Genomic DNA, 20,986 nt, shown 5'->3' on the forward strand with positions numbered 1-20,986 from the left:
AGAAGAATTTTTGAGTAAAATAATGGTCCTTTCATATTTTGATTGCTCCTGTTCCAATTTCATCACAAATATACTGACCATTTTGACAATAGCCAACTAATTCGGCTGCAATAAATTGCAATACTTCAACTCTAACGTTTTCGGGATACAAAACGTGTACGTTTGCTCCTGCATCCAGAGTGAAACAAATTGGGGTTTTGGTTTCGCTTCTAAATTTCCAGATTTTGTTGATGATTTCCAAAGTATTGGGTTTCATCAGAATAAAATAAGGCAATGAAGTCATCATCATGGCATGTAAAGTCAGTGCTTCGCTTTCTGTAATTTTGATGAATTCATTTAAATTCCCGGTTTCTAAAACCGTTTTTATGCTTGCCAAATTATCATGTGCTTGTGCGAATCGTTGTTCTGCAAAAGGATGATTATGCATCAAATCATGACCGACAGTTGACGAAACTTGTTTTTCTCCTTTGTCAACCAGTAAAATGGTGTCCTGATAATTCTTGAAATTGGTATGAATAGTTGAAGGAAATTCAACGCCAAATAAATCTGAGCTGCCTTCGATTTCGTTGTGTTTCCCCCAAACGACTACGCTTCCTTTTACACTTCTGCACGCACTTCCCGAACCCAATCGCGCTAAGAAAGATGCTTTTTGATAAAAATAATCATCAGTCATTTCAGGATTTAATTCCTTTTCCAAACTTATGATATTCATAGACAAAGCAGCCATTCCAGAAGCGGAAGAAGCAATGCCTGAACTGTGAGGAAAAGTATTCTCGGTATCAATTGTGAAATGATAGTCTTTTAAATAAGGGCAATAGATTTCAATGCGTTCCAGAAATTTTTGAATTTTGAGGTTGAAATCTTCTTTGGGTTTGCCTTCGAATAGTAAGTCAAAAGAAAAGGTTCCGTTATTTTGCTTTTGGGCGAAAGCCAATTTGGTAATTGTTTTGCAACTATTAAGTGTAAAGCTGATAGAAGGATTTGCCGGAATCTGATTTTCTTTTTTGCCCCAATATTTTACTAAAGCGATATTGCTGGGTGCGCTCCATTGAATACTTCCGTTTTCGATTACAGATGAAAATGCTTTTGAAATAAAATCCTTTTCGGACAGCATAGATTTGAAATTTAAGCAAATATACTTTTTTTATAAAAAACAACTGGTATTTTATAAAATCAAACTGTTTTTTGTTTATTACATTTGAGATTATAAAAAATAGCTCATTATGCAAAAGGTTTTAAAAATAGTTTTGGTCGTTGCCGTATGTGTAACGGTTGGTTATCTTTCTGGAATGGTAACCCGCGATAGTATTACAACCTGGTATCCAACCTTGGAAAAGCCTGTTTTTAATCCACCTAACTGGATTTTTGCGCCTGTTTGGACGTTGTTATATATCATGATGGGAATTGCCGCTGGTTTGGTTTGGACAAGTAATTCTGATAAACAAACAGTAAAAAAAGCTCTTGGTTTTTTTGCAATTCAGTTTGGTTTGAATGCGCTTTGGTCGTACCTTTTCTTTGGTTTGCATAATCCTTTTTTGGCATTAGTTGAAATCATCCTGCTTTGGTTGATGATTTTGGAAACGTATAATTTGTATAGAAAGATTGACAAAACAGCTGGACTTTTATTGCTTCCTTATTTGGCTTGGGTAAGTTTTGCTACGATATTAAATGCAAGCATCTGGTGGTTGAATAAATAAAAAGTCCCGATTAGTCGGGACTTTTATTTAATTATATATTATTGAATAACGAGTTTCTTTGTTAGTTTCAGATTGTTATCTAAATCTATTTCTACCAGGTAAACTCCTTTTGCCAAATCAGAAATGTCAACTGTTATGCTTTCAGTAGCGATAGTTGAAACCGTTTTGATAGCTTTTCCAAGTATATCATAAAAAACAACTTTGTTTATTTGTTCATTAGCATTCACAACTCCGATCTGAACCGTATTGTTTGCAGGATTTGGATATAAAACCAAACTGTTAGCGTCAAAATCGGCAACACCCAATAGTGTTACAAATTTGGTAGAAAAAGTATTGGTTACAATAGCCGGATTGGTATCAAAAAAGATTGATGCATTGTTTGGAATTATGGTACCGGCATGGAAACCTGGGTTAAGTCTAACTTTAAATTGAATATAACCCATACTGCCACTTGGATTAATGCCTGACGCGGGTAAATGGATGTTTTTGAAATCCCAGACAAGTTGATTGTTAACTCTTTTCATAGTATAGTTATGACTTGAACTTACCATTCGGACAGTCGATTCGTCTATCTGTGAGTCGAGTAAGTCTTCAACTCTGATATCGATGGCATCTGCAGTTCCGTTGTTTTGAAATCTTATGGTGTAAAAGAAATAATCATCGGGAGCAAATTGGTCAAAAGGTATATTTTTTCCACGGGATTCCATCTTGTCATTAGGATCATAAGAATTAACCACAATCTGAGAATTGGTATTGGAGTTGTTTGTCAAATCAATATCAGTTCCTAGAGCCGAAATGGAAACAGTATCCGTTAGTAAATCACCTAAACTTACAATTGGTGTTACTGGAACCGTCATCGTAACATAGAAAGTTCTGGTTTCATTCGGTAAAAGATTGGTAAAAGCGTAAGTGAAACCTGTTCCGTTTGTTACTATTCCGGTTTGAGTGCAACTAAAACCAGTAGTTTCCGGTGGTTTAACAAAAGTGATGGTTCCGTCTGTAGCAGCAACACCCTGGTTTTTATATGTGATTCTGTTTGTATAAGTTAACCCTGGTCTTGGTGGAGAGAATGGTGCAATAGATATGGCTACATCATTATAAGGGTTTGTCAAAGTAATTGGAAAATATAAAAATTGTGTAGCGCTGCCAACAGGAATTGTTATATTGTTATAAGTTGTTGTCCCTGAATCATAATAAGCGGTATATTCAGTTTGGATTTGATAATTAAATGAATAGGTATTTGCCGGATTAGCATCATACAAAGCAAATTGACCGATTGGAGAATAAGCAGTAACATTTATTCCGTCACTGTTTTGCTGATAAATAAACGAACCATTTGTGAACAGAGGTTCGCCAATATCCCGAATACCATTGCTGTTTTGATCTACAAAAGCTATCAACACTATTTTATCAGTATCCGGTGCACAGGTAACATTGGCAACCCAACCAGGATTGTTAACGCTGGCATCACTTCTAAATCTGAAAGTCAAACAACCATCAGGACTTGATGAAGTAAAAGGTCCCGGAATTGTAGTGCCCCAAAATCCACCGGCTAATCCACCAGGAACACTTCCTGCCGGATTTGAACTTGCAATTTGTGGTGCCGTTATTGAATTTCCATCAAAAACATATAAAGCATCCCAGCTAGCTTCAGTACTGAATGAACTAAATGTAACAGAAACAACTTCACCAGGTATGGTTGGACAAATAATAGTAGTACTGTCTGAATTATAAGCATAATTGGCAGTTGCCCCACCATTGTCTACGAATTGACCACCGCAAACAGGTGGTGCCGCAATGGTACAACCAGTGGAACCAATTGACCACTCACTCATTTCAGTAGCAGAGCACAGAGCTCTCACATAAAAAGTATAGCAGGTGGCAGCATTAAGACCGGTTACAACAAAAGGATTTACAGAAGCGGAAATAAATTCAGTGGTACTAGCTGTTGGTGCAGGACTGCCAGAAGGAAGTGCAATCCATTGCCATGCTGCAGGTACACTAGTATCAGGATTAGCTGGTTGTGACCAGGTTAAAATAACTGAATTATGTGTAACACCAGAAAGTGCAATAGCTGTTGGTCTTGCACATGCTGGCGGCGGTGCGCAGATAACATTGGCAACCCAGCCAGGATTGTTAACGCTGGGATCACTTCTAAATCTGAAAGTCAAACAACCACTTGCATCTGAAGAGGTAAACGGACCAGGTATAGTAGTCCCCCAAAATCCACCAGGCATACCCGCAGGAACATTTCCGGCAGGATAAATACTCATAATTTGTGGAGAAGCTATTGAATTTCCATTAAAAATATACAAGGCATCATAACCAACTTCAGTATTGAAAGATGTGAAAGTTACTGTTACAACATCACCAGTATTGTTTGGACAAATAGTAGTGATTTTATCAGAATTATTAGAATAATTAGCAGCTGAACCACCGTTGTCTGTAAATTGTCCACCACAAATAGGAGGAGCAGGAGCGGTTGTGATTGGATTGAAAATACACAAAGTACTATAGTCAGTTGGTGAACAAACGGCTTTTACATAAAAACTATAACAGGTTCCGGGTGTCAATCCTGTTACAACGTATGGATTAGTGGTTACAACTTGTCCAACACTCACTTCACTTGGTGGAGGTGAACCACAAGGTGTTGCAAATATTTCCCATGAAGTCGCACTGCTGTTATCTAACCATCCTAAGACCGCACTTGTTGGAGTTATTGATGTTACCGTTGGTGCGAATGGTGGAATACAGCTTGGAGGCAATCCACAAGTCACATTGGCAATCCAGCCGGGATTGCTAATGGCAGTATCACTTCTAAATACGAAAGTCAAACAACCATCAGGACTCGTCGAAGTAAATGGACCAGGAAGTGTTGTGCCCCAAAATCCACCAGCTACTCCACCCGGGACATTAGCCGGCCCATTTCCACTTGCAATTTGAGGCATAGCTATTGAGCTTCCATTGTATACATATAATGCATCCCACTGAGCTTCAACTTCAAATGATGTAAAAGTTACAGTTACTACTTCACCCGGATTTGACGGGCAAATGGTGACAGTATAATTACTGTTATTCGCATAATTAGCAGATGGACCTGCAGGATCTGTAAAAGTGCTGCCACATTCCTGAGAATGAATAGCACTTAGTGTTCCTAAAAAAAGGAAGAATGTTAGGAGTAAAGTTTTCTTCATGTTTGCTTAGTTTTTGACTTTCAAATATAGTGAACTATTTCAATAATAGCTTCTTAGTTATCTTGGTATTATTCTCAGAAGTCAATTCTACCAAATATAAACCTCTGGCAAAATTAGAAACATCAATGTCGATATTGCAAAGCGTATTTTTATTTAAAGTATAAATTCTTTTTCCAGACACTTCATAAATCACAACAGTCGAAATTTTATCAATAGCATTAGAATTTGAAATGGTAACTAAGGCACTGGTTGGATTTGGATAAAGAGAAATAGTATCAGCATTGAAAGTCGGATTACCCAAAGCCAGAATAAATTCAGTGTCAAATCGATTCGTCACTATCGCCGGATTATAATCGAAATAGATAGAAGCTGTATTTGGAATAATGTCTCCAATAGCATAACCCGGTTTTGGTTTTATTTTAAAAGAAACATAACCATGACTTCCGCTAGGGTTTGATATAGTTGGAGGTAAATTAATATTATAAAAATGCCATGTCAATTGATTTCCAACTCGCTTGGTGTTCACGTTATGACTGGCAGACACCATTTCAAAAGTGCTTTCGTCCAATTGGCTGTTCAATGCATCTTCAACTCTTATAAATTCAGCACTCGCACTTCCGGTATTTTCAAATTGAATGGTATAATATAAATAATCATTAGACGTAAAAGTGCTGTGAAGAATTTTTCCACCATGGGATTCCATTTTATCATTTGGGTCATACGAACCAACTATAGTTTGGGTTATTGAAGAACTATTGTTAGTGAGATTGACATCGTTGGCAATTTGAACAGTCACACTATTGGTTACCAAATCCCCAAGATTAACTGTCGGTATGGTTGGCACAGATAAAGATAACTGTATGTATCTAACTTCAAAAGGAGCCAAATTGGTAAAGTCATAGGTAAAACCATTAGCTGTGGGAGTTGTTCCTGCTTGAGAAATAGATGCGATACTTACGTTTGAAGCTTTTGTAAATGTCAGTGTTCCGTTAGTAATAGTTTGGAATCCATTATTTTGATAATAAATAGTATTGATATAAGTAAATCCGGGTCTTGGTTGTCCTACGGAATAAAAATATACCTGGGCATCTACATGAGGAAGAATATTAACGATAGGGAAATATAAAAAGTGGGAGCCACTTCCAGTAGGAAGGGTAACATCATTATGTGAAGCAGCTGAAGTATAATAAGTTGCTAAATCAGGAACTACAGCAAAACTAATGTCATAAGAATTTGTCGGATTTGCATCAAAAATAAAATAGGAACCATTATTACTTCCTCCATATTGACTATCTGCAGAATCGTTTACATGATAGACATAATTACCATAATTAAAATCTATTTCTCCAACATCTTTCAGACCATTGTTATTACTATCTAAAAAAGCTATTAAAACTAGACTTTCCGCACATTCAGCATTATTTTCACAATCAAACATACAAAAATCAACAGGACTTGACCACTCAGAAGATATCGAACACAAAGATCTTACGTAGGCTGTATAACATATGTCTGGTGATAAACCCGTAACAAGATAAGGCATAATTTGAGCAAAATTACCAGAAGAAGCATGAGTTGGTGATGGAGAACCTTGAGGAAAAACTATAACTTCCAATGCACTTGAACCTGACGGATTACTCCAACTTAACGCTGCAGAAGTGCTGGTTATATTTGTTACTGCTAGCCCAGTTGGGGTTTCGCATACTACTGGTGTACAAATTACGTTTGCATTCCAACCTTCTAATGTATTAGCAGCATCACTTCTAAACATAAATGTCAGACAGCCATTTGGTGATGTAGAAGTAAATGGGCCGGGAATTGTACTTCCCCAATACCCACCAGCCAAACCACCGGGGACATTTCCTGCAGGATTGGTACTTGAAATTTGTGGGTCTCCTATAAAAGTTCCATCAAAAACATATAATGCATCCTGACCGATTTCAGTATTGAATGATGTAAAAACTATCGTTACAGCCTCACCAGGATTAGTTGGACATATTGTCATTGTTGAGTTAGAATTGTTTGAATAGTTAGCAATAACGCCGCCTTGATCTGCAAAATTGCCCCCACAAACGACAGGTGTCACAGACATACAAAAAGAGGTGCCAATAGACCAATTACTTTTAACAGTTGGAGAACAAAGCGATCTGACATACAAAGTATAACAAGTGGAAGGATTAAGACCAGTTATAGTATAAGGATTTACAGTTGTATTTATAAATCCTGTTGAACTGGCGGTTGGTGCAGGACTTCCTGTAGGAAGTGCAATGATTTCCCATGCTGTAGCTACACTAGCATCAGGATTTGCAGGTTGTACCCAAGTCAAAACTGCTGAATTAGAAGTTATGTTAGTATTTACAAGTGAAGATGGAGCTTGACAGGCATCACAGTTATGCGTATTCAAAGTAAGAGTTGTAATACTACTACAACTGGATGCAGGATTAAAAACACTAGCATATAAAATTTGTTGTCCCGGATTTATTAACGGAATATAACCGCCATCTGGTATTGCATTAGCTCCAGTTTGGGCATCAGCTAAAGTTTCATAGTAAGTAACTATACTTGCTGGCGCTCCTCCCGTAATTTGGGCATCTGCATTACTCAAACCATAGATTGCGAGTTCCGTCATATCACAAAAAGATAAAGTAGCCGGATTGGCAATTGGCGCCGGATTAACTGTTATCACTACTGAATCTGACAGATTTTGCGAACATCCACCAATATGAACATCCACCAATGAATATACATAAGTTCCTGGTATTGATTGCGGAACACTAAATGTACTAATACCAAAATTACTGACGATGACTGTATTTAGTGTGCCAATGCTATTGGAAATGGTAACTACAGAAGAAGGTGTTCCAGTAATGGTTATTGCTAAATCTCCGGAATTTTGGCAACCTGAACTGTCATTACTGCTAATGATAGCTGTAGGTAACGGTAGCACTCTAATGTCTACTGTTGCCAGGCTAACTTCACTAGTGCTGTTATTTACGATTCTGATTCCAATGGTTTGAATGGCTGGTGATGTATTGATGTAACTATTTATGGGAGTAATTAAATTGGTATTGTTTGTTGCGTCTAAAAATGAAGAGTGAAAACTCACAGTGTAATCGCTGGGATTAACCGAAACTAAAATTTGAGAAGTTAGTGGCGTTAAATCAAAAACGGCGTGTTGATCGTTACTATTATCATCACATTGAGATATGGTAGGATAAGATGTTTGAAATTGTGCATTGGCACTAATAGTAAATAAAAGTAGGAGTAGTAGTTTTTTCATGGTTGGTTTTAAGGAAACCAAATTTACTGATTTTGAGGGAACTGCAATGTTAAATTATAGGAAATCTTCTGTTATTGTTTGTGCCAAAATAAATCCAGATGTCCAGGCATTTTGGAAGTTAAAACCACCAGTAATAGCGTCAATGTTTACGATTTCGCCAGCAAAAAAGAGATTTTCATGAAGTTTGCTTTCCATGGTTTTAAAATTGATTTCCTTTAAATCAATTCCGCCAGCAGTTACAAATTCTTCCTTGAAAGTGCTTTTGCCATTCACCTGAAATTCACCATTCGTAAGCTGATTGGCTAAATCGGTTAATTGCTTTTTGGACAAATCTGCCCATTTTCTTTCGCTGTCGATACCGGATGCCAAAACCAAACTTTCCCACAAACGATTCGGAAATTCAAAAGGTGATTTCTTGCTCACGGCTTTTTTAGCGTGTTCTTGTTTTAATTCTTTTAAAGTATCCATTGCTTCTTCAAAAGTTAGTTCGTTGAGCCAATTTACCTGAATTACAAATTGATAATTGTGATCAAATAATTCTCGTGCGCCCCAAGCAGATAATCGTAAAATTCCCGGGCCGGACATTCCCCAATGCGTGATTAGCAAAGGACCGCTTGCTTCGAGTTTGCTGTTTTTGACTTTTACATTGGCAAAAGCCGAAAGTCCCATTAAATCTTTAATTCTAGAATCTTTGATATTAAAGGTAAATAGGGAAGGAACCGGTGAAACAATACTGTGTCCCAATTGTGTCAGCATTTCCCAGATTTTTGGATTGCTTCCCGTTGTCATAATCAGTTTTTGGCAGGCAAAAGTTTCGTGATTGGTTTCTACTTTCCAATAAGTGTCAGCTTTGAAAATAGATTGCACACTTTGCCCTGTCAATACTTGAATCCCTAGTTTTTGCGTTGCCAAAAGAAAACAATCAATAATTGTTTGTGAACTATCTGAAACAGGAAACATGCGTCCGTCGTCTTCAATTTTCAATTCTACACCATGTTTCTCAAACCAGTCAATCGTATCACCCGAACAAAACTGATGAAATGGTCCACGCAATTCTTTTTCGCCACGCGGATAAAACTTCACTAAATCATTCGGAACAAAACAGGCATGGGTAACGTTACATCTTCCGCCACCGGAAATACGGACTTTCTCCAAAACGGTTTTACCGCGTTCGAGGATTGCCACTTTTAGTTTTGGATTTTTCTCTACAATATTAATTGCCGTAAAAAAACCAGCTGCACCGCCGCCAACAATTATAATATCGAAATTTGAGTTCATAGATTGTAAATTGCCTCTGTAAAGTTCAAAACTATGACAAAGAAGTTTGTAAAAATACGAAACTTAAATACAACCAGAGAATAGAGGAAATGATATGCACTATGGTTTCAAACTTTTTGCCTTTCCATAATTTAGAAGAATAAACAAAGAACTGGATAAACAGCCTTATCATCCAAAAAACACCAAATCCTAGACAAATCGTTTTGCCTAGCTTTGTTTCAATAAGTTCGGTAGTTGAGGTTAAGCAAAGAACTCCCATCATAAATACTGTCAACGCAATAAAAAAGGTGTGAACAGTCATCATTTGCCGGTTCATTATACTCAACGATTTCAATTCTTCTGCCCAGTTAAAGTATTTGGGAAATATGATGTGAACCAATGCCAGCGCCATTAATAAAACGCCAATAATTTTAAAGTGTATTTCCATTTTTGTCAAGTATAAAGGTTGAAACAAAAGGATTTAGTTTTATTTCTTTAGTAATAGTCAGATTGGATTCTTTAAAGATTTTTTTCCATGAAGCTTTCGAATAAAAGTGAAAACAGCCAATATTATAAACCAAAAAATTGGGAATGTCCCTCAAGTGTTCCGTCACATAGATTTGCCCTGTTGGTTTTATGATTCGATGGAGTTCTTTAAAAAATAATGTTCTTTCTTTCTCGTCCCGGATTTCATGTGCCGAAAAGATAACAATTATTTTGTCGGCTGAATCGTTTTCCAATTTCAAATTAGTGGTTTCAATTTGCTTTGTATTTGGAAATGGATGATAAGCTTTCCGGGCGCGTTTAATCGAAATTTCAGTATGTTTTTCCGGATTGTAAAAATCCAAAGCAATAAGTTCGGCAGTATTAAATTTGTCTTGTAATAACTGACTCGTTTCGTCAAAACCCGCATTAATATTTAGAATTACTTTTTCCTCATTGTTTCTGTCTATCCAATCCAACTGATACATTTTCGAAACATCGTAAACATAAAACGAAGCCAATAAAGAAATGAAAGTTGTGGCAAAAATTAGAAAGCAAAAAATATAAATGACGTTTTGAAAAGTAGTGTCAAAATAACCGGCTATAAAAAACAGGCCCAAAATTATACTCAAAGCAATGAGATATAAATGCCAGTTAAAACGAACAATATTTACTACGCCCTGAAATGGTTTCCTCATGGTTTCCAAATTTCTTTTTTGCCTTTTTTCCAGTAATAAGGAATGTCAGTAATGATAAATGCATTTGCCAATACTGGGTTTTCAAGCTTAAGCGATTTTAAAAAAGCAAAATCATAATCTAACACACAAACAGGTTTTGGCGTCCAGTTTTGTCGAACGCCTTCAATGATTAAAATTTCCTTGCTTTCAGAATTATAGGTAAATGTAAAAGGTAAAGGTCCGGCAAATCGTCTGGCTTCAGCCCAATCTTTAAAAGGAGAATTTTTAGGCAATAGAATTTCACCCTCTGTTTTTCTCTAAAGTGACTTTGAAATTCGATTTTACCGAAATTATTTCTTTGGTCTTTGTGTTTTCAGATTTAGTAATGTCAGTTGTACTGTAATTATAATGCGTAAAAAAATTACCCATCAGCTCCATTTTTCTTTTATCTGTTTCCGATTTTAGAATGTACAAACCACGCAATCTTTTGCCTTTATTATTGGTGTAACGAACAAATACGCGATAACCAATTAAGAAGAAATCATTTCCCATAAACTTCGGGAAACCTTTGGGCCGCAAGTCTTTTGTCTGCACCATGGCAACAGCTACAAAAGCATATTTGTCATTATGAGTATCCAATTCTAAACACTCCGGAATTAGCGATTGCAATTCTTCTTTTGGCACAGCAAATGTCAAAACCAATGAACTTTCAAAAAAAGCTTCTACAGCAAATGGATGGTCTTTAAGAAATGACAGCATTAGATTTGTTAGTTTTTTGGTGCAGATAAAACTCATTGTAATAAATCAGAAGTATAAACAGCAAAGCAAAAAGTGAATTGAATTTTCCCCAAAGCAACAAATCCGGCGCCAGCATAAATTCAAGGATATTCATTGTTGCTATAATAATCATTTGAGCAATCGCATTTAGTCGTGGCTTTATATTACTCAATATCCAAATTGCCATCAGCACTTCCAACAAACCTATGCCTTTAATTGCAAAATAAGCTGAAGATCGGTCAAAGGACAAAATCCTTTCTACAATTTCCTGATGACGCGGAACCAAACCTAAGACTTTACAAAGAAGTCCATTTGCCATCCAAACAATTGCGATTAAAACAGTTACTAATTTATGAGTTTTTTTGTTTGACATAGTTTTATAATCTATCCGGAAAATCTGTAATGATGCCATCAACCTGCAACGATTTCACAAAGATAATATCTTCCGGCTCATTGATTGTCCATGGATAGACTTTAAAATTTTTGGATTGCATTTTGACAACATTTTCTGCTGTCAATAAATGGTAATAAGGATGAATAGAGTAGGCGCGAATGAATTTTGCGAAAGCGGTTGCCAAATCCAAATCGGTATTAGTCAAAACACCAATCCGAATTTTATCATTTAAAAAATGGACTTGCTGCAATGCATTCCAATCAAAACTTGAAACAATAAAACGGTCGTATTTCCAATGCTTTTCAGAAACATATTGTTCGATAAGTCCAGCAACTTTATCAGCTGTTTCATAGGTTTTGAGCTCCACATTGATAAAACACTTTTGGTTGACCAATTCAAAAACAGATTCCAAAGTTGGAATACCAAGCAATTTTAATTCTTTTGCGCTGAAATCTTTTATGGAACCTTTTGCAGAAGTTGTCCGGTCAACGGTATCATCGTGGACAACCATCACTTTTCCATCCAAACTTAAATGAACATCCAATTCGATTCCGTCAACGCCAAGTTCAATCGCTTTTTGAAATGAAGCCAAGGTGTTTTCGGCAGCATAGCCTTTCGCACCGCGATGACCAATTTTGTGCATTTTAGTTTTTCTCTAATAAAACAATACTATACGGAGTATTCATGGTAACTTTTCCGTTGTAAACGGCATATAATTTTCCGGAATAAGCATCCATAAGCATAGTTCCGTTTGGAAAAATGTTTCCAACAGAAAGCTCTTTTTTACCTTCCGGCAAATCCAAGCCAACCACCACTTTATCGGTATATTTCCCTTTGGTAAATGTTCTGCTGAACACATAAGGAGAAGCCGAAATTTGTGTATGAACTCCAGCACCAACAGCAGGATGTTTTTTTCTGAACAAACCTAATTTCTGCCAATGAGCCAGAACTTCTTTTGTAGTTGCATTATTAGCAATATCATCCCAATTCATATCAGAACGCAGTGTTGCATCGCCTTGTGTTCCTTCAATGTCTAATGAGCGCGCACTTTCATCGCCATAATAAACCTGCGAAATTCCAGGAGCCAATAATAATTTGGTGCCGCTTTCAAAAGTCTTTTCTCTTTTCTTGTCAAATGGATAACCATCATCGTGCGACGAAACATAGTTCATAACGGTGTTGCCTTTTAAATCATTTTGCAGGATATTGGAATATTTAGAAAACAATTCTTCATAGTTCATTTTGGCTTCATTTCTAAAGTCAAAGTTGATTAAAGCTGTAAATCCATTTTCATAATAGTTGACTTTTTTATCGCCAAAATCATAGAATTTTTTTGCGCCAATGTTATAGCCATACACTTCTCCAACAGTAAAAAATGGATTGTTGTCCAATACTTTCGTTGGATTTTTTTTCTTGTATTCAGCGAAAGCTTTATCACACACTTTTTTGAAATCGGCCCAGACATCTTCGGTAACGTGTTTTGCAGTATCTACCCGGTAACCATCAATTCCGTAATCGGTGATATAATCCGAAAGCCATTTCATGATATAATATCTCGGTGCTCTTGGATAACCTGTTTTTTTGAAGAAAGCATCAAGCGAAGCCATTTCTTTATCATAACGACCTTCTTTTTTCCATTTATTGGCTAAGAAAGTTGGGACTTCCACAGCTTCATTGCTTTCTGTTTTTACATCCGGAAGATTGTCAACCAACGTACAATTAATGAAAGTGTCATAGGATTTATAAGTGCATTTTGGTGAAGTACTAACCCAATCATTCGGATAAACAGAATCTTCAGAAGTTACTGGTCCGGTATGATTGATTACAGCGTCAAGCATAATTCGTATGCCTTTAGCATGTGCTTTTTGAACCAATTCTGCTATGTCTTTTTTGGTTCCGACACTTGGGTCAATAGAACTCCAGTCACGTGTCCAATAACCATGAAAAGCATAAGTAAATCCAGTGCCTTCATCAACGCCATCATGGACTTGCTCCACAACTGGAGTCATCCAAATTACATTGATTCCAAGATTTGTAAAATAGCCTTCGTCCAGTTTTTGAATGATTCCACGAATATCACCACCTTCAAATCCACGTAATTTCCCTGTTGGTTTGTTTCTGTTAAATTTGTGGTCATTGGTTTTATCGCCATTATTAAATCTATCGGTAACGATAAAATACACATTGGCACTTTCCCAAACGAAAGGTGTTTTTGGAGCTGCTGTTTTTTTCTTTTGAGCGAAAGCAGTTCCACAAAATATTAATGCGGTTATGATTAAGATGCTTATTTTCTTCATAATTCTAATATTCAATTTTAACTTCCTGAGTTGTTGCTTTTGACATTGTAACATTTACCTGTAACGGTTCATGAAAGGTTTTGTAAACCTGCTCCTGACCATTCACAAAGATGTGTTTGACTTTGTCTCTGATATTATGAATCAGAACAGAAACTTCTTTATTGGTTGAAGTGTAATTTTTTCCGGTAGTTGTCACCAGTTTAATCACCAGTGTTTTGCCATTGTTTGTACTTGTAAAGTTAAGGATTTCGTATTGTCCTTTTTCAAAAGCATTCGGAGTTGTTCCGTCGTCATTGTATAATTTACCTGAAGAATTTTTTACTGATTCATCAAAATAATAATGCAGATTGAAGTTTTCCAACGAGTATTTTGAAGTATTTTGTATGGTTTCAATCATCGGAATAAAACTTCCGCCACGCACAAATGTTGGGATATTATCTTCGTTAACTTTTACATTTTCAGTTGTTCCTGCCGAATGTTTTTCTCCTGTATAAAAATCAAACCAATTGCTGCTTTTTGGAAAATAAACGGAAGTAGAAGTTACGGCAGCTTTTGTAATTGGCGTAACCAAAAAGTCATTTCCCCAGAAATAGGTTCCTGCAACGGTTGTTAAGTTTTTATTATCCGGTTCTTCAAAAAACAACGGACGCATTAATGGCGTTCCTTTTTGATTGTTATCAAAAGACAAGGTGTAATTATATGGCATTAATTGATAACGCAATTCCACTAATTTTTTAGCTTTTGCCAAAGTGACAATGTCTTTTCGGGCAACTTCAGAAGAAACTTCTTCCTGCGCATGCGGACGGAATATTGGATTGAAAACACCATATTGCAACCAACGCAGATATAATTCATTATCAAAATAATCGCCTGCAAATCCGCCAAGGTCAGAGTGCATATAACCCAATCCCTGGATTCCCATTTGCAGCGCAATTTCCATCTGACTTTGCAATCCACCCCAACTTCTGCTTACATCACCGCTCCAGGGTACCATTCCGAAACGTTGTGAACCTGAATATCCGGCACGCATTAAAATAAATGGACGTTGTGTTGGGAAATCCTTTTTATAACCGTCGGCTATTAATTTGGCCCAATTGTGTCCGTAAATATTATGGACTTCATCCGCTTTTCCGCCAGCCGTTATAACTTTGGATGGGAAAACTTCGGGTTCACCCAAATCGCCCCACATTCCGCCAACGCCTTGATTTATTAATCGTTTGTAAACATTCCAAAACCAATCTTTTCCTTCAGGTTTAAAAATATCAACAACGCTGGTATTTCCAAAATAAAAATCCCAAATGGCTGGCTTTCCTGTTTTATCGGTTACTAATACTTTTTTGTCTACTGCTTCCTGCCATTTTGATGAGGTTGTTAGTATAAATGGCTCGGTAATCAAAATGGTTTTTATTCCTTTAGCATGCAAATCGGAAATCATTTTATCGGGTTTAGGAAAATTATCTTTGTCCCATTCCAGATTTCCCATAGTGCCTTTGATGGTTTTTCCAAACCAATATAAATCTAAAATTATCGCATCAACAGGAACATTGTTTTGTTCGAATTTCTTAATCGTATTTTCAACTTCTTCCTGGGAATGATATCCAAAACGACTGGCAAAATTACCCAATGACCAACGTGGCAGCAAAGGTTGTTTTCCAGTCAAATCAGTATAATTTGATACTAAATCGGTCCAATTATCACCAATTATAACCTGATAAGTCTTTCTTCCTGATATGGTTTCATAAGTTAGTGTGTTGTCTTTTTTGCTGTCCAAATCCAAATAACCAATTGCGGAATTATCAAAGTGAACCGCATACAATTTAGACGACAAAACTAACGGAATACAGAAATTCATCAGCTCGGCATTGGTTTCGTAACCATAATGTGCTCTGTTATACAATCGCAGACGATTACCTCGACGATTCATTCCTAAAGCTCGTGCGCCACCACCATAAAGAACTTCAGAATTGTCAAGATTGAATGATATAGTTTCTGTAGAATCGTTGACTTTGGTATAGCCTGATTTTTCAGACAGCAGTACTTTTCCCTGATTTGAATAAGTAATTTTGAATGGAGACTTATTGACGACCACAGTGATTCCTTTCGTTAGCAGCGTAAGCGAGTTGTCAGTTTTAGTAAAACTGCCCCAACCTTTTTCCGGAGTTTTTACAACCGCGCTTGAAGTTGGATTGAAAGTTTCGTCAGTAGGAACAAAAGAAGTTTCAACAATTTTATCTGAATATGGTTTTATCAGATAAGAACCATCAGAAGTCTTAATTTCCAAAATATTGTTTTTCCAGCTATGCGAAAGGTATTTTCTGTTTGCATTTTGTGCAAATGAAACAGTTGTAATCAGTAATAATAAAAGTAGTTTTTTCATAAATTATTTTAATTCTAATACAAGAACAGATTTTGATTCGATAGTAATATCATTTTTCAAATCAACTTTTTTTCCGGATAATATGTCATTTCCGTTTTGGTGATTTTGGATGCTTTCTGCAAAGCGATTTGTTTTGAAAGTCTGTGTTTCGTTACTGTTATTGATAACAACCATCACGGTTTCTTTTTCGTTGTAACGGAAATAAACATACACATTATTTTCGGGAATATAATGTTTCATTTTTCCGAAATGAATCACATCTTTCGATTTTCTCCAGTTGAATAATTTGGCTGTGAAATCATAGAATTTATTTTGATCTTCGGTTCTTCCGGTTTTAGTGAAAGCATTGTTGTTATCACCATTCCAGCCACCCGGAAAATCATGACGGATATCGCCGTCGCCTTTTCCTTTATCGCCATCCATACCAATTTCGGAACCATAATACAACTGTGGAATTCCACGGATTGTTGCCAATAAAGTCATTGCCATCTGATATTTTTTGAAATCTTTTTTATAGGCTTCATTAAAACGATTGGTGTCGTGATTTTCAGCAAAAACCAACATATTATTTATGTTTGGATACAGGAAATCATTGGTGAAATTGTCGTAAACCTTAATCATTCCTTTGTCCCATTCGCCTTTGTCTTCATTAAAAACAGAACCAAAAGCATCATGCAACGTAAAATCCATTACGCTTGGTAAATAGGAATTGTAACTTTCGATAGCACCAATTTTACTGTCTTTTTGCCAATACGCCATTTGTGCCTGATTGTGCATCCAGACTTCACCAACAATATTGAAATTTGGATATTCATCTGTAATCGCTTTTGTCCATTTTGAAATTCCGTCTTTGTCATTATATGAATAGGTATCCACACGGAAACCATCCAAATCGGCATATTCAATCCACCAAATGGCATTCTGTGTCAGGTATTTTAAAACCAAAGGATTCGACTGATTCAAATCGGGCATCGAAGGCACAAACCAGCCATCCATACAGTTTTTGGCATCAATTTCAGAAGCATTTGGGTCAAATTGCGTTGTCATTCTGTAGTTTGATTGCGAGTAACCTGGGAATTGATGAACCCAATCATACGTTGGCAAATCTTTATACATCCAATGTTGCCAACCCCAATGATTGGTGACATAGTCCATGATGTTTTTCATGCCTCGTTTGTGCAATTCGGCACTTAATCGCAAATAATCTTCATTGGTTCCAAAACGCGGATCGACTTTATAAACGTCCGATTGTCCGTAAGTATGATACGAACCTTTGGCATCGTTATCCTCACAAAGCGGCGTTGGCCAAACGGCTGTTGCTCCGAGTTCTTTTATATAATCTAAATTCTTGATGATTCCTTCAATATCGCCACCGTGTCTTCCGTTTTTGTTATTTCTGTCCGCTTTTTCAGTAACCGATTTGTCGCTGTCATTGTTTGGATTTCCGTTGGCGAAACGATCAGACATTATCAAATAAATCATATCTGAACTATCATAACCTTTTCGGAATTTGGAATTTTCTCTTCTTGCTTTAATCGAATAGGCTTTGGTAAACGCAACTTTGTTTTTGCTTTTGAAACTAAATGTCAATTCGGAAGCCGCTACTTTTTTAGTATCGATAGTTACAAAAACATAGTTTGGATTCTCCGTTCTTTTGATGTTTTCGATGACGACATTATTGGAAACTGCAACATCATATTGTGCAATGTTTTTGCCATAAAACATAATTTGTACACTGGATAAATTCATTCCGGCATACCAAAAAGGTGGTTCAACACGGTCGATTTGGGCGAAAGCCGAAACTGAAATCAGGAAAAAGAAAAGTAATTTTTTCATAATAGGTTAGAAATAAAAAACCCTTTCAGATTATTTCCGAAAGGGTTTGGGTTATATTTTTTAAACGGTTACCAAACTATTTGGCTCTACCAAAACTTCTTTTCCGTTTACAAAAACGGTGATAGAATTTTCGCCTTCCAAAGAAAAGTTTGTTTCTTTTTGGTGAACAGAAACTTTTAGAGTCTGGTTTCTGAAATTGATTTTGAATGAATAGCCATTCCATTCTTTTGGAATTCTTGGCTCGAAATGTAGCGTATCATCTTTTACACGCATTCCGCCAAAACCTTCAACAATGCTCATCCAGGTTCCGGCCATCGATGTGATATGCAATCCTTCTTCAACTTCTTTGTTATAATCATCTAAATCCAAACGCGAAGTTCTTAAATAGAATGTATAAGCCTGTTCCATTCTACCCAAAGTTGCCGCCTGAATTGAGTGAACGCAAGGCGAAAGTGAACTTTCATGAACGGTAAAAGGTTCGTAGAAATCGAAATGTTTTTCCAGTTGTTCTTTGGTGAAATGATCTTCAAAGAAATAGAATCCCTGTAATGTATCAGCCTGTTTTATATATGGCGAACGCAGGATTCTGTCCCAAGACCATTTTTGATTGATTGGTCGCTGTGATTTATCTAAATCGTGGACTTTAACTAATTCTTTATCTAAGAAACCATCTTGCTGCAGATAGACATCATGCTCTTCCGAAAATGGGAAATACATATGGTCAGCGACTTTTTTCCAGTGCTGGATTTCGGTAGCATCTAATTTGACTTTGCTGCTGATTCGGGCAAAATCTGAACTATATTCTTTTTCTACACGCTCGATTTGTTCAACCGCGTAATTGATACACCATTTAGCTAAATAGTTTGTATAGAAATTATTGTTTACGTTGTTTTCGTATTCATTTGGACCTGTAACTCCAAGAATTACATATTGATTTCTATAGGTGGAGAACGTTGCTCTTTGGTGCCAGAAACGCGCAATTCCGATTAATACTTCCAATCCTTTTTCCGGAATGTATGAGTAATCTCCGGTAAATCTATAATAGTTGAAAATGGCAAAAGCTATTGCACCATTTCTGTGAATTTCTTCGAATGTAATTTCCCATTCGTTGTGGCATTCTTCACCATTCATCGTAACCATTGGATACAATGCAGCGCCATTTGTAAAGCCTAATTTGCCTGCGTTTTCAATCGCTTTATCCAATTGGTTGTAACGATACGCTAAAAGATTTCTCGCCACTTGCTGGTCTTTGGTTGCCATATAAAATGGAATGCAATACGCTTCGGTATCCCAATAAGTGGAACCGCCATATTTTTCGCCGGTAAAACCTTTTGGACCAATATTCAAACGGGAATCTTTACCTAAATAAGTTTGATTTAAATGGAAAATATTGAAACGAATTCCCTGTTGAGCTTTTACATCCCCATCGATAGTGATGTCGCTCATTTCCCAGATTTTTGCCCAGGCATCAATTTGGTCATTCCATAATTGGTCGTAACCAACAGATAATGCTTTTGCAATAATATTTTGAGCCGCAACTTGGGTATCTTTATGATTTGTCGAAACGGTATAACCGCCTAATTTTTGTATTGAAGCAGTTTGGCCATTTGCTGCCGAGACTTCATAAGTAAACTGAACTTTATCTTTAGTAGCTTCCACATTTGAAGGAGAAAGTTTCAGGTTTTCAGCATTTAATAAAATGCTGTTTTGCATAAAAGTTGTCGCAGTAAAATGTGTTTTGAAAGTTCTTGCTGTAACAAAAGCTTCGTTTCCTGAATTTTTAACATTTAATGGTTCCCAGAATTTTTCTTCCCAGTTGGCATCTTCGTTGTGAACTCCGGCATCAACATAAGGTTTGAAAACTATTTTGGCATCATTATTCAGAGGTGTAATTTCATAATTGATAACACCTACCTCATCCAAATCTAAAGAAAGAAAACGACGAACATTTACCGAAATTTGAGTTCCGTTTTGCAACGTTGCTTCGAAAGAGCGATCGTAGATTCCTTCTTTCATATTCAGTTCGCGACGGAATTTTTTCACTTCTTTGCAAGCTGCTAAATCCAGGTTTTCACCATTGATTTCGATATTGATTCCAATCCAGTTTGGAGCGTTTAAGACTTTGGCAAAATATTCGGGATATCCGTTTTTCCACCAACCCACTTTGGTCTTGTCCGGATAATAAACTCCGGCGATATAACTTCCCTGGAATGTTTCTCCAGAATAATATTCTTCAAAATTGGCACGCTGTCCCATAGCACCGTTTCCGATGCTGAATAAGCTTTCGGATGATTTAACTTGATCAAAGTCAAATCCTTCTTCTATAATTGACCAGTTGTCTGGTTTGATATAATCTTGATTCATTTTCTTTTTCCTTTTATCATTCAATTTTAGTTTATAAATGCTTCAATAAAAGAAGTATCCATAAAGGTAAAATCTTTAAAATTGTATTTTGCTTCGTGTAAAATCCTCTCATCTCCAATTCCGATACTTGTCATATTTGCAATATTAGCCGCCTGAATTCCGGCTACTGAGTCTTCAAAAACCATAGAATTCTCGTTGGTTGCATTTAGTAATTTCGCAGCTCTGAGAAAAACTTCAGGGTCTGGTTTTGCATTGGTTACGTCATTTCCATCTACAATGGCATCGAACAAATGTAAAATTTTTACTTTTTCTAAAATTGGCCGGGCATTTTTGCTTGCTGAACCTAATCCGAT

At 36.5% G+C, this 20,986-nt stretch carries 16 protein-coding genes; 1 reads left to right on the forward strand and 15 read right to left on the reverse strand.

Features of this window, described 5'->3' with window-relative positions:
• Positions 1-31: 31 nt before the first annotated feature.
• Complete coding sequence (locus tag ABIQ27_RS09365; RefSeq protein WP_348033618.1) at positions 32-1,114, reverse strand: diphosphomevalonate decarboxylase; 1,083 nt, start codon at positions 1,112-1,114, stop codon at positions 32-34.
• A gap of 109 nt (positions 1,115-1,223) precedes the next feature.
• Between ABIQ27_RS09365 and ABIQ27_RS09370 the strand changes: the two genes are divergently transcribed.
• Positions 1,224-1,697, forward strand: coding sequence for a TspO/MBR family protein (locus tag ABIQ27_RS09370; RefSeq protein ID WP_348033619.1), 474 nt, complete (start codon positions 1,224-1,226; stop codon positions 1,695-1,697).
• A 38-nt stretch (positions 1,698-1,735) separates the two neighbouring features.
• On the opposite strand, the gene ABIQ27_RS09375 is transcribed toward ABIQ27_RS09370, so the two are convergent.
• The 14 genes from ABIQ27_RS09375 to ABIQ27_RS09440 all read right to left on the reverse strand — a co-directional run.
• Positions 1,736-4,891 carry a fibronectin type III domain-containing protein gene (locus ABIQ27_RS09375; protein WP_348033620.1) on the reverse strand — a complete coding sequence of 1,052 codons (3,156 nt, stop codon included), beginning with the start codon at positions 4,889-4,891 and terminating at the stop codon, positions 1,736-1,738.
• Positions 4,892-4,925: 34 nt separating this feature from the next.
• A complete protein-coding gene (locus ABIQ27_RS09380) occupies positions 4,926-8,171 on the reverse strand; it encodes a fibronectin type III domain-containing protein (RefSeq protein ID WP_348033621.1) in 3,246 nt (1,081 codons plus the stop codon).
• A gap of 54 nt (positions 8,172-8,225) precedes the next feature.
• Entirely contained in the window at positions 8,226-9,449 is a 1,224-nt protein-coding gene (locus tag ABIQ27_RS09385) for an NAD(P)/FAD-dependent oxidoreductase (protein WP_348033622.1), read from the reverse strand.
• 31 nt (positions 9,450-9,480) lie between these two features.
• On the reverse strand, positions 9,481-9,876 hold the full coding sequence (locus ABIQ27_RS09390; RefSeq protein ID WP_348033623.1) for a hypothetical protein: 396 nt from the start codon (positions 9,874-9,876) through the stop codon (positions 9,481-9,483).
• Complete coding sequence (locus ABIQ27_RS09395) at positions 9,860-10,609, reverse strand: methyltransferase domain-containing protein (protein ID WP_348033624.1); 750 nt, start codon at positions 10,607-10,609, stop codon at positions 9,860-9,862. The genes ABIQ27_RS09390 and ABIQ27_RS09395 overlap by 17 nt, the downstream gene beginning before the upstream one ends.
• A complete protein-coding gene (locus ABIQ27_RS09400) occupies positions 10,606-10,881 on the reverse strand; it encodes a hypothetical protein (protein ID WP_348033625.1) in 276 nt (91 codons plus the stop codon). The genes ABIQ27_RS09395 and ABIQ27_RS09400 overlap by 4 nt, the downstream gene beginning before the upstream one ends.
• A gap of 7 nt (positions 10,882-10,888) precedes the next feature.
• The gene (locus ABIQ27_RS09405) at positions 10,889-11,347 is read right to left on the reverse strand and encodes a DUF2071 domain-containing protein (protein WP_348033626.1); all 459 of its coding nucleotides are present in this window, start codon (positions 11,345-11,347) and stop codon (positions 10,889-10,891) included.
• Positions 11,331-11,738 carry a DoxX-like family protein gene (locus ABIQ27_RS09410; RefSeq protein ID WP_348033627.1) on the reverse strand — a complete coding sequence of 136 codons (408 nt, stop codon included), beginning with the start codon at positions 11,736-11,738 and terminating at the stop codon, positions 11,331-11,333. The genes ABIQ27_RS09405 and ABIQ27_RS09410 overlap by 17 nt, the downstream gene beginning before the upstream one ends.
• Positions 11,739-11,742: 4 nt before the next feature.
• The gene (locus ABIQ27_RS09415; RefSeq protein WP_348033628.1) at positions 11,743-12,402 is read right to left on the reverse strand and encodes a glycerophosphodiester phosphodiesterase family protein; all 660 of its coding nucleotides are present in this window, start codon (positions 12,400-12,402) and stop codon (positions 11,743-11,745) included.
• A 1-nt stretch (position 12,403) separates the two neighbouring features.
• Positions 12,404-14,056: an alpha-amylase family glycosyl hydrolase gene (locus ABIQ27_RS09420; RefSeq protein ID WP_348033629.1), complete on the reverse strand. Its 1,653-nt coding sequence runs from the start codon at positions 14,054-14,056 to the stop codon at positions 12,404-12,406.
• A gap of 4 nt (positions 14,057-14,060) precedes the next feature.
• A complete protein-coding gene (locus tag ABIQ27_RS09425) occupies positions 14,061-16,433 on the reverse strand; it encodes a TIM-barrel domain-containing protein (RefSeq protein WP_348033630.1) in 2,373 nt (790 codons plus the stop codon).
• A 3-nt stretch (positions 16,434-16,436) separates the two neighbouring features.
• Positions 16,437-18,269, reverse strand: coding sequence for a glycoside hydrolase family 13 protein (locus ABIQ27_RS09430; protein ID WP_348033631.1), 1,833 nt, complete (start codon positions 18,267-18,269; stop codon positions 16,437-16,439).
• Positions 18,270-18,329: 60 nt separating this feature from the next.
• Positions 18,330-20,633 (reverse strand): glycoside hydrolase family 65 protein, encoded by a 2,304-nt coding sequence (locus ABIQ27_RS09435; RefSeq protein WP_348033632.1) that lies wholly within the window; start codon positions 20,631-20,633, stop codon positions 18,330-18,332.
• A 26-nt stretch (positions 20,634-20,659) separates the two neighbouring features.
• Positions 20,660-20,986, reverse strand: a 327-nt coding sequence (locus ABIQ27_RS09440) for an HAD-IA family hydrolase (protein ID WP_348033633.1), incomplete at its 5' end; no start/stop codon positions are given.

Origin of the sequence: Flavobacterium sp. (assembly GCF_039916025.1) — a bacterium.
GTDB lineage: Bacteria > Bacteroidota > Bacteroidia > Flavobacteriales > Flavobacteriaceae > Flavobacterium.